The sequence below is a fragment of the Rhodococcus sp. BP-160 genome (assembly GCF_019836205.1).
Taxonomy (GTDB): Bacteria; Actinomycetota; Actinomycetes; order Mycobacteriales; family Mycobacteriaceae; genus Rhodococcoides.
Genome location: NZ_JABUEK010000003.1, coordinates 804055 through 819122 on the forward strand (window position 1 = coordinate 804055; position 15068 = coordinate 819122).

Sequence of the window (15068 nt, forward strand, 5' to 3'; positions counted from 1 at the left end):
AGCCTCGACAGTGCGAGAGATGACGCGCCGAGGCGGCGGTTAGTGTCACCCGCGTGACCCGAACGGAGCGGACCGGCGCCGTCGACGCGCTGCGATCCGTCCGACACGAGCCCGGAGCGCCTCGTCTGGTCGCGCTGCGTGTCGCCTCTCAGTTCGGCGACGGCATGTTCCAGGCCGCCCTCGGAGGCGCGATTCTCTTCGACCCACAGCGCGGTGGTGATCCCGCTGCGATCGCCGCCGGCTTCGCGGTGCTCTTATTGCCGTACTCGCTGATCGGCCCGTTCGCCGCGCGGATCCTCGACCGCGTCGATCGAGCGACCGTGCTCGCCCGCGCAGGCATCGTGAAGTCGCTCCTCATCCTTTGCGCCACCGGGCAACTCGTCGCGGGCGCCTCGACGACGGCCGTCCTGATCACGGCCCTCGCCGTCGTCGGAGTGAGCCGGTTCGTCCTGGCGGGCCTGTCCGCGTCGCTACCGCACGTCGTTCCGGTGCGATCGCTCGTCGCGACCAACGCCGCCCTGGTCACCGTGGGCGCAGTCGTCTCCGCCGTCGGCGCGTCGGTGGCGGTCCTGGTGCTCGGACTCGTCGGGCCGTCGGATCGGGCCACGGCCCTCGCGACGGCCGTGTCCGCCGTGGGTGCCGTCGCGGCGACTCTCCTCGCGCGCGGCTTCGCTTCCGGACGGCTGGGTCCCGGCGCCGCCTCGGTGTCCGCCCCGACCCGCCGCGTTCTCGCCGACTGGGTGTCCGGCTTCGTCGCGGTGCGCCGTACCCCGTCCGTCGCCGCCGCGCTGGTGGGAGTGGGTGCCCACCGGGTTGCCTTCGGCATCGACACCCTCGTCATGGCGCTGGTGCTGCGCGAGGGCGCGCGCTCGTCCGTCCTGCCCGGCGGTGTGGCGGGCTTCGGGTTGACGGTGGGTGCCGCCGCGGCGGGCATGTTCCTCGCCGCACTCGGCACGCCCGTTCTCCTGCCGCGCCTCGGCCGCACGCGCACAGTGGTCGGTGCGCTGGTCCTGGCCACGCTCACCCAGGCCACCCTCGTCGTCGCACTGGTGCCAGACCTGCTGATCCTCGCGGCCTTCCTCCTGGGGTTCGCAGGTCAGACGGTCAAGCTGACCGCCGACGCGGCCATGCAGACGGACATCGACGACGACACTCGCGGACGCGTCTTCGGAGTGCAGGACACCGTGTTCAACGTGGCGTTCGTCGGCGCCGTGGCGGGCGCGGCCCTCGTGATCGGTCCGGGGTCGACCGCGGTCGACACGTCCGCAGCCATCGTCTGCGTGGTCGCCGGCGTCGTCGCCTACGCGGCGGCAGCGGCTATCGCGCTCCGGATCGGCGTCAGGACCTCGCGGCCCACCACGCCAGGAGCTCCTTCTCCGCATCCTCACGACTGAGCGGCCCGCGATCGAGGCGGAGCTCCTTCAGGAACTTCCACGCCTCTCCCACCTGCGGGCCGGCCGGAATGCCGAGCAGTTGCATGATGGCGTTGCCGTCCAGATCCGGACGCACCCTGGCCAGGTCCTCCTGCTCGGCGAGTGCCGCGATACGCCGCTCGAGATCGTCGTACGTCGCCTGCAGGGACGCTGCACGGCGCTTGTTACGGGTGGTGCAGTCGGCGCGGACCAGCTTGTGCAGCCGGGGCAGCAGATCGCCGGCGTCGGTGACGTAACGACGCACGGCCGAGTCGGTCCACTGACCCTTGCCGTAGCCGTGGAAGCGCAGATGCAGAAAGACCAGCTGCGCGATGTCGTCGGTCAGCTTCTTCGGGAACTTCAGTGCGCGCAGGCGGCGACGCACCATCTTGGCGCCCACCACCTCGTGGTGGTGGAAGCTCACCCCGCCGCCGGGCTCGTTGCGTTTGGTGTCGGGCTTGCCGATGTCGTGGAGGAGCGCCGCCCATCGGAGCACCAGGTCCGGATCGCCGTCCTCGAGGTCGATCGCCTGCTGCAGAACCGTGAGGGAATGCTGATAGACGTCCTTGTGCTGGTGATGCTCGTCGATCTCGAGCGTCATCGCCGGCACCTCCGGGAGGATGCGTGCCGCGATCCCCGTCTCGCACAGGGCGTCGATGCCGTCGACGGCGAACTCGCCGAGAATCAGCTTGTCCAGCTCGGCGGTGACGCGTTCGACCGTGATCCGGTCGATCTGCTCCGCCATGTTCTCGATCGCCGCGCGGACCCGCGGCAGCATCGTGAAGCCGAGCTGGGCGACGAACCGCGCAGCGCGCAGCATCCGGAGCGGATCGTCGTCGAAGGACGCCTCCGGGGTGGTCGGCGTGTCCAGGACTCCCTCGAGCAGCGCGTCCAGGCCACCCAGGGGATCGACGAACTCACCGGCCCCGTCCGGCCCGATCCGCACGGCCATGGCGTTGAGCGTGAAATCGCGCCGGACCAGGTCGTCCTCGAGCGTCGAGCCGTACTGCACGATCGGATTCCGGGACACCCGGTCGTACTTGTCGCTCCGGAACGTCGTGATCTCGATCTGCCGACCGTGCTTGACCGCACTGACGGTGCCGAAGTCGATGCCGGTGTCCCACTGATGGTCGGCCCAGCCCGCCAGCAGCGCCTGCACGTGCTCGGGCAGAGCGTTCGTCGTGAAGTCGAGGTCACTGCTCAAGCGGCCCAGGAGAGCGTCCCGGACGCTCCCGCCGACGAGGTACAACTCGTGGCCCGCCGCAGCGAACAGCGACCCCAGTGGACCGAGGATGTCGTCGTGCGCGCGCAGGGCCACGGCACCCGACGCGAGGAGCCGTGCGCGGCGGTCCGGATCGGTGGCAGGCGGGGGAGGCACGACGTCACACCCTACCGAGGCGCGCACTTCGCGGTGCGTCCCACCGGGAGCAGGGCGGACGGAACTAGTATCGATCGGGTGTCCGGTGCCGAGCGAGCCAAGAGAACACGTCGCGGTGTGCGACGGCGTCCTCGTGCCGCCGCCGACCCCGGAACACGAGGGGCCGACAAACCCACACTGCGCACCGTTCGAGAGACCTCGGCCGGCGGCCTGGTCGTCGACGGACTCGACGGACCCCGCGACGGACTGTGCGCCGCCCTCATCGGTCGCACCGACCGACGCGGCCGCCTGCTGTGGTCGCTGCCCAAGGGTCACATCGAGCAGGGCGAGACGCCTGAGCAGACGGCCGAGCGAGAGGTGGAGGAGGAGACCGGCATCACCGGGTCCGTCCTCGCGCCCCTGGGAAGCATCGACTACTGGTTCGTGACCGAGGGACGACGCGTCCACAAGACCGTCCACCACTACCTGCTGCGATCCCTCGGCGGCGAACTGTCGGACGAGGACGTCGAGGTCACCGAGGTGGCCTGGGTGCCGCTCAGCGAACTGCACTCCCGGCTCGCGTACGCCGACGAGCGCAAGCTCGCCGAGCGAGCCGGCGAGATGATCGACTCGATGGCGCGCGAGAAGTCCGCCGACACGCAGAATCCCCGACCGGTCTCCGACCTTCCCGCCTCCCCCCGACCGGTCTCCGACCTTCCCGCCGCCGAATGACCCGGTCCGCACCGACGGCCCGGCGCCTCGCCGTGGTCATGGCGATCCTCGCCGTGCTCGCCTGGCTGACCGTCCCCGCGGGAGCGCAACCCTCCACCCCGCCCAGCGACCCCACCACGACGCGGAGCACACCGTCGCCCTCGGCCACGCTGGCGCCACCGGACACCTCGATCGACGGCACGTTCCTGTCGATCTCCGTCGACGAGGTCACGCCGACCACCGTCTCCACCAGCAGTGCGCCGGTCGTCACCGTCACGGGAACGGTGACCAACGTCGGGGACCGCGCGGTCAGCGACATCTCGGTCCGGCTGCAGCGAGCACCCGCGGTACGCACGGCCGACGAACTCCGGACCTCGCTCACCGAGGATCAGGACCGCTTCGACACGGTCGGGCCCTTCGAGTCGCTCACCGGCGACGGATCGGACACCGCGCTGCAACGCGGCGACACGCTGCCGTTCGAGCTGACCCTGCCGCTGCGCTCGACCACCGGACCGTCACTGGGTCTGGATCGGCCGGGTGTCTATCCGATGATGGTGAACGTCAACGGCAACCCCGAGTACGGGCAGGAGGCACGGCTCGACGACGCCGCGTTCCTGCTTCCCGTCGCGGGTCTGCCGCGCGACACCACGGTGCTCGATCCGGCCGCTCCCGATGCCGTTCCGCTTCCACCGGACACGGGACGCCCCGTCGCCACGACGCTGCTCTGGCCGCTGGCCGACCGCCCACACCTGGCGGCGGGCCTGCCCGGCACCGTCGACGAGGAGGTGCGACTGAACGACGACGACCTCGCCGCCTCGCTCTCCGCCGGCGGTCGACTCGAAGGACTGGTGTCGGCACTGGAGTTCGCGACCGGACCGACCGTCGACACCGAGGGCGCACTCGCGTCCTCGACGTGTCTCGCCGTCGATCCCGACCTGCTGGTCACCGTCTCGAGCATGACGCGGGGTTACCTCGTGGTCGACGACCCGGCCGATCCCACCGGCCCTGCCTCCGAGGGCAGCGGCGCCGTCGCCGCCGCGTCGTGGCTCGATCGCGTCCGCACCCTCGCGTCCTCGATGTGTGTCACCGCGGTGCCGTTCGCCCAGACCGACCTCGCGGCCGTCGCCGCCGTGGCCGACCCGGTTCTGACCTCTGCCGCGATCACGACTCCGGCGGACGTCGCCGACTCGATCCTCGGAGTCACGTCCCGCCGCGACGTCCTGTGGCCGGACGCGGGTGCTCTCGACGATGCGGGGGCGGGCATGGTCGCGGCGTCGGGCCGGACGGTCGCACTGCTCGCACAGGACGCCGTGCAGACCGTCAGTACGCCCGACACGGTGACCCTCGCGACCGATGCGGGCACCCCTCCGCTGCGTGCCGCGCTCTACGACACCGAGGTCTCCACCGCGCTGTCCGCGGTGGGCGAGTACCCGACGACCCCGTCCGTGACACCGCGTGAGCAGGTGTACGACGTCGCCGAGGACTCGCGCACGGCCCGATTGCAGGACGCGCTCGGCGCGTTGCACTTCGACGCGCTGAACGCCGGAGCCCCGGACACGGTCGCTGCCACGGACGGCCCACGATCACTCACCGTCGCGCCGCCACAGACCTGGACTCCCGACCGCGACGAGGCCTCCGCGGTGCTCGGCACCATCGCGGGCCTGTTCCGTAGCGGACTCGCGACGCCGCGCTCCCTGTCCGACCTGCTGGCGGTCCCGCCTCCGCTGGAGGCGGCCGAGTCGGACTACCCGGACGCGGCCGTGGAGGACGGCGCACCGGCCGATGTCCGCGATGTCGTGGCTGCCCAGAACGCCCGCATCGGTGCGCTGGCGGCCGCGCTGATCGACGATTCGCGTGCCGCGATCTCGCCCGCGCTGTACGTCGCTCCGCTGCGGGAGGATCTCCTGCGGGCGATGACCACGTCGGATCGTCGGGGCGGGCAGCGCGGGGAGTCGGAACAGGCCGCGCGCCGCCGTGCCGCCGACGTTGCCGCCGGCCTGGACCGGCTGTACGGATCCGTGACGATCCTCGCGCCCGGCGGTGTCTTCACCCTCGCCTCGGAGGCCAGCCCGCTGCTGTTGGTCGCGCGGAACGATCTGCCCATCGGCATCACCGTCGACCTGGCGGTCGACGCGCCCGACGCGATGCAGATCGAGAACATCGGCCCGCAGCAGCTGCCCCCACGGGGAAGTCGTTCTCTGCAGATTCCCGCTCGAGTGAGCGATTCGCGCAAGATGGTGGTGGAGTTCTCCCTGAGCACCACCGACGGGACGCGACTCGGGCAGGCTGCGACCGTCAATGTGCGGTCCAATGCGTACGGTCGTGCTTTGGCGATCATCACAGCAGGCGCCGGTGCGCTCCTGCTGCTGCTCGCGGGCCGACGGTTGTGGCACCGGTTCCGGGGCCAACCGGATCCCGCCGACGAACAGTAAGGATTCTCGATGACGGGGAGCATTCCTCACGGGCGACGGGACGCCGTACCGCGGGCGCCTCGCGCGCCCTGGGAGCGCAGCTCCGATGGGGCGCAGCAGCGCAGCTCCGACGCGGCTCAGGATCCGATGATGGTGCCCACGAGCGTCGCGCCCCCGGTCCGTCCTGCCGCCCCGACCCGCATCCCCCCGGCCGCGGCGTCACCGCAGCCGGCGTCCGGCTCCAGCTCCTCCCGCCTGCTCTCCGCGACGGGTGCGATCGCGTTCGCGACGTTGATCAGCCGCATCACCGGATTCGCCAAGCAACTGCTGCTGGTGACGGTGCTGGGCACCACCGTCGCCACGTCGTACACCGTCGCGAGTGTCATCCCCAACATGATCGCCGAGCTCGTCCTCGGTGCCGTGCTGACGGCCATCGTCGTGCCGGTGCTGGTGCGGGCGGAGAGCGAGGACGCCGACAACGGCCGTGCTTTCGTGCGCAGGCTCTTCACGGCTGCGCTGACCATGCTGATCCTCGCGGCGGTGCTGGCGACGGCCGCGGCGCCACTGCTCACGCGCTACGTCTTCCTGTCGGAGGACGGCCAGGTGAACACGGGCCTCACCACCGCACTCCTTCTCCTGCTGTTGCCCGCGATCCTGTTCTACGGCCTCTCCGCACTGTTCACGGCGATCCTGAACACTCGGCAGAACTTCAAGCCCGGTGCCTGGGCACCCGTGCTCAACAACCTGGTGGTGCTCGCCGTCCTGGTGATCTACCTACTCGTACCGGGCGAGATCTCCCTCGATCCGGTGCGCATCAGCGACCCGAAGCTGCTGGTGCTGGGCGTCGGCATCACGCTCGGCGTCGTGGTCCAGGCCCTGAGTCTGGTGCCCGCGCTGCGGCGAAACAAGATCGATCTGCGCCCGCTGTGGGGGCTCGACGACAGGCTGCGTCAGTTCGGCGGCATGGCCGTCGCGATCGTGCTCTACGTCGTCATCAGTCAGGCCGGCATGGTGTTCGCGACGCGCATCTCCTCGCACGTCGACCCCGCCGGCCCGCTCATCTACAACCAGGCCTGGATCCTGCTGCAGCTGCCGTACGGCGTGCTCGGCGTGACGGTGCTGACGGCGATCATGCCCCGGCTCAGCCGCAACGCCGCCGCCAAGGACACCCCGGCCGTCGTCGACGACCTGTCGGTGGCCACCCGGATGACCATGCTCGCGCTCATCCCGGTCATCGGCTTCCTCACCGTGGCCGGCCCGCAGGTCGGCGAGGCTCTGTACGGCTACGGCAACTTCGGCGCAGCCGACGCCGAGCGACTCGGTGAAGCCGTCAGCTGGTCGGCCTTCACCCTCGTTCCCTACTCGCTCGTCCTGATCCACCTGCGGGTCTTCTACGCCCGCGAGCAGGCGTGGACGCCCACGTGGATCGTTCTCGGCATCACCGGCGTCAAGATCGCGCTGTCCGCCCTGACGCCGTTCCTGGCGACGTCGGATCGATCCGTGGTCCTGTTGCTCGGCGCGGCCAACGGTCTCGGCTACATCACCGGGGCGATCATCGGATGGATGCTGCTGCGTCGCAGCCTCGGCGAACTACGACTCGCGGGAGTCCGGCGGACGGTCGCGGCGACGCTGATCTCCACCGCGATCGGCATGCTCGCGGTGTTCGCGGCCGACACGGCCCTCGGGCTCGACCGTCTGACCGGACCGGGCGCGCTGCTCCGCGTCGCTTTCGACGGCGCAGTCATGCTGCTGATCACCGGTCTGTGCCTGTACCGGGCACGCATCCCGGAAATCGAATCCATCACCGTCGCGGTGGCGCGTCGCCTCGGCCGCGCCCCGGCCGTGACGTCCGGACCTGTGACGACAGCGCATGTCGGGACCGATCCGATGTACGCGGAGACCGAGTTGATCCCCGCGATCGGCGGCCCCGACATGCCCCCGGTGGGTCGGCCGACCGAGGGGTTCGGTCGGGCCACCGGCGCGGGTCGGCTCCCGTACCCTGACAGGCGAGTGGACCCGCGAGCACACGGCGGTTCCCGCACGCCGATGTACACCGGAGACGAGTCGGAGACGACGATCATCCCCGCGTACACCGGCGCGTTCACGACCAGTAGTGACGAAGGAGTGTCAGTGACCGACGACGAGGGTGCACGGGGGCGTACGCCGTCCGAGGCCGAGGACGCCGCTCAGCCCGGTGGCGTGTCCACCGACGACCGTCGCGTCGCCGACTCCGATGCCGCCACCGGGTCGTCCGAGAACACCGACCGGCAGCCCGACGCGTCCACCACGGATCCGATCGAGTCAGGCCCTGACGTGTCCGACCAGGGCGACGTCACCGAGACCGAGCGCACGGCCGACGAGACGGAGTCCGGACTCGTCGACACCGGTGTCATGCCGGTCGGATCGCCCACGCTGCCCCCGGCCGTCCCCGTCGCCGAGTCGCCCCGCACACCGTTGCGCGGACCGAAGCTCATCCCCGGCGCGTCGGTCGCCGGCGGGCGCTACCGTCTTCTCGCACCGCACGGCGGCGCACGCGGCCTCAAGTTCTGGCAGGCCCACGACGTCAAGCTCGACCGCGAGGTGGCCCTGACGTTCGTCGACGCCGACCAACGATCGACCGGCGACGCCCCCGAGCGCGCCGACGGCCCGCAGGCCGTGCTGTCCCGGACTCTGCGCCTGGGCCGGATCAACTCGCCCGGCCTCGCCCGCGTCCTCGACGTCGTCCGCGGCAGCTCGGGCGGCATCGTCGTCGCGGAGTGGACTCGCGGACGATCCCTGCGCGAGATGGCCGACACGGAACCGTCGCCCCTGGGCGCCGCCAACGCCATCAAATCGCTGGCCGCTGCGGCCGAGGCCGCCCATCGCGGCGGCGGCGCACTGTCCATCGACCACCCGGACCGTGTGCGCATCAGCATCAAGGGTGACGCCGTTCTCGCGTTCCCGGCCACCTTCGGCGATGCCGATCCCGGCTCCGACGTACGCGGACTGGGCGCGATGCTCTACGCCCTGATCACCGCGCGGTGGCCCCTGGGCGACCCGTCGGGCCCCGCGACCGTCGGCGGGATGCGCATCGCCGATCGCACGGCGTCCGGTGCGGCCGTCGAGCCCCGCGAGATCCGCCCCGACGTACCGTTCGAGATCTCCGCCGTCGCCGTGCGTGCCCTAGAGCAGAACAGCGGCATCCGGACCGCCGCCACCGTGCAGCACATCCTCGGCCAGGCCGCGGTGGTCAACGAGAAGACCGAGATGATCCCCGCACTGCGGCTGGGTCAGCGGCCGCCCGGATCGACCGGTCACGCACTCGCCGACCCCGACGACGAGCCGCCCGCGGACCGCTCCAACGTCATGGTCGCCGCGTTGGTGGGCCTCGGAGTCCTCACTGTCGTGGTGCTCGGCCTCGTCGGCTGGTGGCTCGCCAACCTGTTCGCCGGCGGCGGTTCCGACGAACCTCTCACCGAGCAGAACTTCGGGCTCACGACGTCCGCGTCGGCTCCGGCCGCGCCCGGAGAGGCGGCACCCGCGCCGACCACCGTGCCCGTCGCTCTGTCGTCCGTCGACGTATTCTCACCGCAGGGCACCCCGGACAACCCGGGCACCGTCGACAACGTGGCCGACAACGACGCGGGGACGGTGTGGGAGACGGACTCGTACTTCAACCCGTTCCCGTCCCTCAAGTCCGGCGTCGGCATCATGGCTACGCTCGACCAGGAGACCACTCCAGCCAGCGTCTACGTGAACTCGCCGTCGCCCGGCACGGTCGTCGAGATCCGGTCGGCCGCCAGCGCGACACCCAGCCTGGACGAGACCCAGGTGATCGGGTCCGCGACGCTCGGCAACGGCCTCACCGACATCGCCGTCACACCCGACGGCCCCGTCCGGTACGTGCTGTTCTGGATCACGGATCTCAGCACAGCCGGTGGCGGCAACCAGAGCACCATCGCGGACATCGGGGTCTCCGCAGCATCCTGATCGCCGCGTGTCGTGCGCTGTCACAACAGATTTCGTGACCAGCTCGGACGGTTCGTTTCTGGGCTAGCCTCCGCGGGTGCGACAAATCGGGGGAGTCGCGGGTGGTGAGGCCACGGACGGCGAGCTGCTCGCGGCGCACATCGCGGGGGACGCGACGGCTTTCGCCGTGCTCGTACGACGCCACCAGGACCATCTCTGGCTCACGGCACGGAGGGCCAGCTACTCCGCGGAGGACGCGGCGGACTCCCTCCAGGAGGCGCTGCTGTCCGCGCACCGCACCGCCGCCTCGTTCCGTGCGGACGCCGCCGTCCGCAGTTGGCTGCACCGGATCGTCGTCAACGCGTGCCTCGACCGCATCCGCCGCAACCGCGTCCGACCCACCGTGCCGCTCGGGGAGGAGACCCGCGAGCCACGTGATCCCTTCGACCGCTACGCCGACGTCGATCTCTCCCTCGTCGTCGAGAAGGCACTGTTCTCACTCCCTCCCGACCAGCGCGCCGCGATCGTCGCCGTCGACATGGAGGGGTACTCCGTCGCCGATGCCGCCGCGGCGCTCGGGGTTCCCGTCGGCACGATCAAGAGCCGTTGCGCCCGGGGCCGTCAGAAGCTCGCCGTCGTCCTCGCCTCCGTCCGTGTGCAGAACTCGGACGAGTGAGGGGAACCGGGGACCCGCCGCGGGCGTCCAATCTGTCATGGCGACAGACGAGGCGGTGACGTGTCCGTGACCGACCGCGCTCCCCTCACTCCCGACCTCCTCGCCGACCTGCACGCGGGCCTGCTCCCGGAGGACGAGGCCGCCCGCATCCGCGAGCGCGTCGAGACCGATCCCGAGGCAGCGGCCCGTCTGGCCGACCTGGACGCCGTCGTCGACATGGTGCGCGCACGGGGCGCCGATCTCACCGCCGGTGTCACGATGCCGCCCGACGTCGCCGCGCGACTGCACGGCGCACTCACCGGAGTACCGCGGGACGAGTTGGCGGCACGACGCTCGGGCCGACGCACCCGGATCCCGATCATCGCGGCGGCCGCGGCGATCGTCGCGCTGGTGGGGGCCGGTGCCGGCCTGGCACTCGCGTCCATCGAGACGGTCGGGGGCGGTGATCAGGTGATCGCCTCGGCCCGGCCACTCGACGACCGCACGGTGTTGTCCGTCGTCGGGTCGGTCGATCGAGGCCGCTTCGTCGATGCCGCCGTGCTGGCCGGTTGCCTCGAGGCCAACGGCATCCCGGCGTCGGCCACGGTGGTCGGATCCGGCCCGGTCACCCTGGACGGCATCGAGGCGACCCTTCTCGTCACGGCCGGGACCACGCCCGGTTCGCTCGTCGCGGTCGCTGTGGGCGACTCCTGCGGTCCGGACGATCCGGACACGGTCTCGCGCGCGGAGATCGGCTGACACGCCCGGTGCCGTCGCCTCGGGCCGCCTGCCTCGAGTGAGGGAACAACGTCTCCTGACCTAGTGTTGAGGGCATCAGAGGGCGAGCGCTGGAGCGCCGACCCTGGTTCCACACACGATCTCGGAAGGCGAAGATGACTACTTCGGACATCCACGACCTGATCATCGTCGGGTCCGGTCCCGCCGGCTACACCGCTGCGGTGTACGCCGCTCGCGCGGAGCTGAAGCCCCTGGTGTTCGAGGGCACCCAGTTCGGCGGCGCGCTGATGACCACGACCGAGGTGGAGAACTTCCCCGGCTTCCGTGACGGCATCATGGGCCCCGACCTCATGGAGCAGATGCGCGAGCAGGCCATGCGATTCGGCGCCGACATCCGCACCGAGGACGTCGAGGAGCTGTCACTGACCGGTGACGTCAAGACCGTGACCGTCGACGGCACCGAGTACCGTGCCCGCGCGATCATCCTGGCCATGGGTGCCGCCGCACGCTACCTCGGTGTTCCCGGAGAGCAGACGCTGCTCGGCCGCGGCGTCTCCGCGTGTGCGACATGCGACGGCTTCTTCTTCCGCGACCAGGACATCGCCGTCATCGGTGGTGGCGACTCCGCCATGGAGGAGGCCACCTTCCTCACCCGTTTCGCGCGCTCGGTCACCATCGTGCACCGCCGCGAGGAGTTCCGTGCGTCGCGCATCATGCTCGAGCGCGCCAAGGAGAACGAGAAGATCACGTTCGTCACCAACGCCGATGTGGTCGAGGTACAGGGTGAGTCCGGCGTGACGGGTCTGAAGATCCGCGACACCCGCTCCGGTGAGGAGCGCGTCCTCGATGTCACCGGCGTGTTCGTCGCCATCGGCCACGACCCCCGCTCCGAGCTCGTCCGCGGACAGGTCGAGCTCGACGACGCGGGCTACGTGGTGGTTCAGGCGCCCACCACGTCCACCTCCATCGACGGTGTCTTCGCGGCCGGCGACCTGGTGGATCACGTCTACCAGCAGGCCATCACCGCGGCCGGTACCGGCTGCGCCGCGTCCATCGACGCCGAGCGCTGGCTCGCCGACCAGGGCGACATCACCGAGAACACGATCGAGAACGCCGACCGCGACGTCGACGTCGTGAGTGTCTGAGCACCGTCCATCCCGCTACGTCCGGCACACGAGAGGCACGAGAACATGACCGACAAGAACACCGTCACCATCAGTGACGACACCTTCGCCACCGAGGTCCTGCAGAGCGAGAAGCCCGTCCTGGTCGACTTCTGGGCGACGTGGTGCGGACCGTGCAAGATGGTCGCACCGGTGCTCGAGGAGATCGCCGGAGAGCACGCGGACAAGATCACCGTCGCCAAGCTCGACATCGATGCGAATCCGCAGGCAGCGCGTGACTTCAAGGTGATGTCCATCCCCACCATGATCCTGTTCCAGAACGGTGAGCCCGTGAAGACCATCGTCGGAGCCAAGGGTAAGGCCGCGCTGCTGCGCGACCTGGACGGCGTCCTCGCCTGACCTGACATTCCCGCACCAAAACACGCCCGGCCTGTCCATGACACGCCGGGCGTGTGTGCGTTCTGCGGCCGGGACGATTGTGGGAGGAGCATGATCTTCTGAGACAATCGTCCATCAGGAACACCCACCGGGGACGTGTACCGCCGGTCGCCGTTGCGACCGGTCACGAAGAAGGGTCGACGACAGTATGAAGCCACTCCGCCACGGCGATCGAGGTCCAGCCGTCGCGGAGGTCCGGGACATCCTCTCGGGTCTCGGCTTCCTGCCTCCCTCGGCCGCGGTGGACGGCGACACTGCCTGGGCGGAGCCGGACGTCCTGTTCGACGCCGCTCTCGACGAGGCCGTCCGCGCGTTCCAACAGCAGCGCGGCCTCCTGGTCACCGGCGAGGTCGACACCGCCACGTACCGCTCGGTGAAGGAGGCATCCTTCCGACTCGGCGCCCGCACCCTGATCTACCAGCTCTCCGCTCCGCTGTACGGCGACGACGTCGCCACCCTGCAGCGTCGCCTGCAGGACCTCGGGTTCTACAACGGACGGGTCGACGGCTACTTCGGTGGCGAGACGCACGAGGGTCTGTCGTCCTTCCAGAGCGAGATCGGACTGTCGCCCGACGGCATCTGTGGACCCGCCACCCTGCGTGCCCTAGACCTGCTCGGCACCAGGGTCACCGGCGGATCGCCGCACGCGATCTCCGAGGAGGAGCTCGTCCGTCGGTCGGGACCGCAGCTGACGGGCAAACGCATCGTGATCGACCCGGGACTGGGTGGCGTGAACTCCGGCATGGTCGTCCAGACCCCCGACGGTCCGCTGACCGAGGAGGCGATCCTGTGGGATCTCGCCGGACGGCTCGAGGGGCGCATGGCAGCGACCGGTATGGAGACGTACCTGTCGCGTGCCCGGTCCGCGGATCCCAGCACGGCTGAGCGTGCCGAGACCGCCAACGGTATCGGCGCCGACCTCATGATCTCGCTGCGCTGCAGCAGCTACCCGTCGCCGGTGGCGCACGGTGTGGCCAGCTTCCACTTCGGCAATTCACACGGCTCCGCGTCGCTCATCGGTCAGGTGCTCACCAGCTACATCCAGCGTGAGATCGTGGCACGGACCTCGTTGCAGGACTGCCGGAGTCACGGTCGCACGTGGGACCTGCTGCGTCTGACCAACATGCCGACCGTGCAGCTCGAGCTGGGTTACCTCACCAGCCACGAGGACGTCGAAGTACTCGCCGATCCGCGGATGCGCGACATCATCGCGGAGGCCGTGCTCGTCGCGGTGAAGCGCCTGTATCTCCTCGGCCAGGACGATCAGCCGACGGGAACGTTCACCTTCGCCGAGCTGCTCGCCTACGAGCTGTCTGTCGCCGAGGGCGCCTGACACTCCTCCGTCCGGCCGGCCGGACGTCGCTCAGCGAGCCCCGACGGGCACGCGAGCATCGGCTTCCACCACGGTGAGTGCTGCAGCCTCCAGCAACCGCTCGAGCGCAGCCTCCACGTCTTCCTTCCACCCGTGGTCCCGATCGAGCTCCAACCGGAGCCGCGGGAACCGGTGATGCGGAGCCACGACCTCGAAGCCGTACTTCTCGAGGAAGTCGGCGTCGATCATGCAGGTCGCCTCCCCGCACGGCGGGGTGTCGATGAGGGACCGGCGTTCGTCGACCTCGGAATCCTCGAGCCGGACTCCGAACGCCTCGAGAGCTCGCACACCACGGTTGACGAGATCGCGCACCACTGCGTGCAGGAGCGTGTCCCGAATTCCGTCACCGTCCTCCGCGGACAGCGGTGAGTAGAGCGACGTCAACAGGACTGCATCCGGACTGACCGGTGCGGTGGGGAAGTGCGCGACTCGGGGCACGGCGCCGGGAGGTGCGTACAGAGCGCACCCCACCGAGTCGGAGGATGCCGGTACATCGGCGCCCGCGACATCGGTGGCGACCTGTCCGCACGGACCCCACTCGAGCATGACCATCGACAGCCACGCTTCCTTCTCGAATTCGGTGTCGACGAGAGTTGCCGTGGAGGGGGCCGCGGGATCCATGGTCCAGAAGACGCACTGGCGGTCGTGTGCCGGCAGCGCATCGAATCCGCCGAGGGTGAGTGTGGAGACGACGATCGACACGCGTTGACTCAGCCTCCGTACCCCGACTCGCGGCGGCGACGAGCCTCCGCGACTGTGTGTGCCCCTTCAGGATAAGCGATAGGCCTCTCCCGAGGACACCACGTCGCCCGTCAGACGAAAGTCGAAGCAGTGCACTGACTTTCGGTTTCGATGACGCAGTTACGTCACAGTGACGAAAGGAGCGTGAGTGGCCGTACCCG

At 70.1% G+C, this 15068-nt stretch carries 11 protein-coding genes; 9 read left to right on the forward strand and 2 right to left on the reverse strand.

Features of this window, described 5'->3' with window-relative positions; all coding sequences use genetic code 11:
* The first annotated feature begins 53 nt into the window (after positions 1-53).
* Entirely contained in the window at positions 54-1394 is a 1341-nt protein-coding gene (locus tag HQ306_RS15700; RefSeq protein WP_308115575.1) for an MFS transporter, read from the forward strand.
* Here the strand turns inward: HQ306_RS15700 and HQ306_RS15705 are convergent.
* Positions 1339-2790 (reverse strand): CCA tRNA nucleotidyltransferase, encoded by a 1452-nt coding sequence (locus HQ306_RS15705; RefSeq protein WP_027505972.1) that lies wholly within the window; start codon positions 2788-2790, stop codon positions 1339-1341. The genes HQ306_RS15700 and HQ306_RS15705 overlap by 56 nt on opposite strands.
* A gap of 78 nt (positions 2791-2868) precedes the next feature.
* Between HQ306_RS15705 and HQ306_RS15710 the strand changes: the two genes are divergently transcribed.
* The 8 genes from HQ306_RS15710 to HQ306_RS15745 all read left to right on the forward strand — a co-directional run bounded on the left by HQ306_RS15710 (position 2869) and on the right by HQ306_RS15745 (position 14127).
* Entirely contained in the window at positions 2869-3501 is a 633-nt protein-coding gene (locus HQ306_RS15710; RefSeq protein WP_222632462.1) for an NUDIX hydrolase, read from the forward strand.
* Positions 3498-5912, forward strand: coding sequence for a DUF6049 family protein (locus HQ306_RS15715; protein WP_261769911.1), 2415 nt, complete (start codon positions 3498-3500; stop codon positions 5910-5912). Before HQ306_RS15710 ends, HQ306_RS15715 begins: the two co-directional genes overlap by 4 nt.
* A 126-nt stretch (positions 5913-6038) precedes the next feature.
* On the forward strand, positions 6039-9860 hold the full coding sequence (gene murJ / locus HQ306_RS15720; RefSeq protein ID WP_374197746.1) for a murein biosynthesis integral membrane protein MurJ: 3822 nt from the start codon (positions 6039-6041) through the stop codon (positions 9858-9860).
* A gap of 76 nt (positions 9861-9936) precedes the next feature.
* A complete protein-coding gene (gene sigM, locus HQ306_RS15725) occupies positions 9937-10515 on the forward strand; it encodes an RNA polymerase sigma factor SigM (protein WP_056440861.1) in 579 nt (192 codons plus the stop codon).
* Between the two features lie 60 nt (positions 10516-10575).
* Positions 10576-11253 carry a hypothetical protein gene (locus tag HQ306_RS15730; protein WP_056440855.1) on the forward strand — a complete coding sequence of 226 codons (678 nt, stop codon included), beginning with the start codon at positions 10576-10578 and terminating at the stop codon, positions 11251-11253.
* Between the two features lie 134 nt (positions 11254-11387).
* Positions 11388-12377, forward strand: a complete 990-nt coding sequence (gene trxB, locus HQ306_RS15735) for a thioredoxin-disulfide reductase (protein WP_027505954.1) — start codon at positions 11388-11390, stop codon at positions 12375-12377.
* 45 nt (positions 12378-12422) lie between these two features.
* The gene (gene trxA / locus HQ306_RS15740; protein ID WP_027505953.1) at positions 12423-12755 is read left to right on the forward strand and encodes a thioredoxin; all 333 of its coding nucleotides are present in this window, start codon (positions 12423-12425) and stop codon (positions 12753-12755) included.
* Positions 12756-12942: 187 nt separating this feature from the next.
* The gene (locus HQ306_RS15745; RefSeq protein ID WP_027505952.1) at positions 12943-14127 is read left to right on the forward strand and encodes an N-acetylmuramoyl-L-alanine amidase; all 1185 of its coding nucleotides are present in this window, start codon (positions 12943-12945) and stop codon (positions 14125-14127) included.
* A gap of 30 nt (positions 14128-14157) precedes the next feature.
* Here the strand turns inward: HQ306_RS15745 and HQ306_RS15750 are convergent, their stop codons facing one another.
* Positions 14158-14868, reverse strand: a complete 711-nt coding sequence (locus tag HQ306_RS15750) for a hypothetical protein (RefSeq protein ID WP_056440849.1) — start codon at positions 14866-14868, stop codon at positions 14158-14160.
* Positions 14869-15068 lie beyond the last annotated feature (200 nt).

Coding starts and splice junctions, on each gene's coding strand:
- HQ306_RS15715 (WP_261769911.1), top strand. CDS start 3,498: ATGACCCGGTCCGCACCGACGGCCCGGCGCCTCGCCGTGGTCATGGCG.
- murJ (WP_374197746.1), top strand. CDS start 6,039: ATGATGGTGCCCACGAGCGTCGCGCCCCCGGTCCGTCCTGCCGCCCCG.
- trxB (WP_027505954.1), top strand. CDS start 11,388: ATGACTACTTCGGACATCCACGACCTGATCATCGTCGGGTCCGGTCCC.
- trxA (WP_027505953.1), top strand. CDS start 12,423: ATGACCGACAAGAACACCGTCACCATCAGTGACGACACCTTCGCCACC.
- HQ306_RS15745 (WP_027505952.1), top strand. CDS start 12,943: ATGAAGCCACTCCGCCACGGCGATCGAGGTCCAGCCGTCGCGGAGGTC.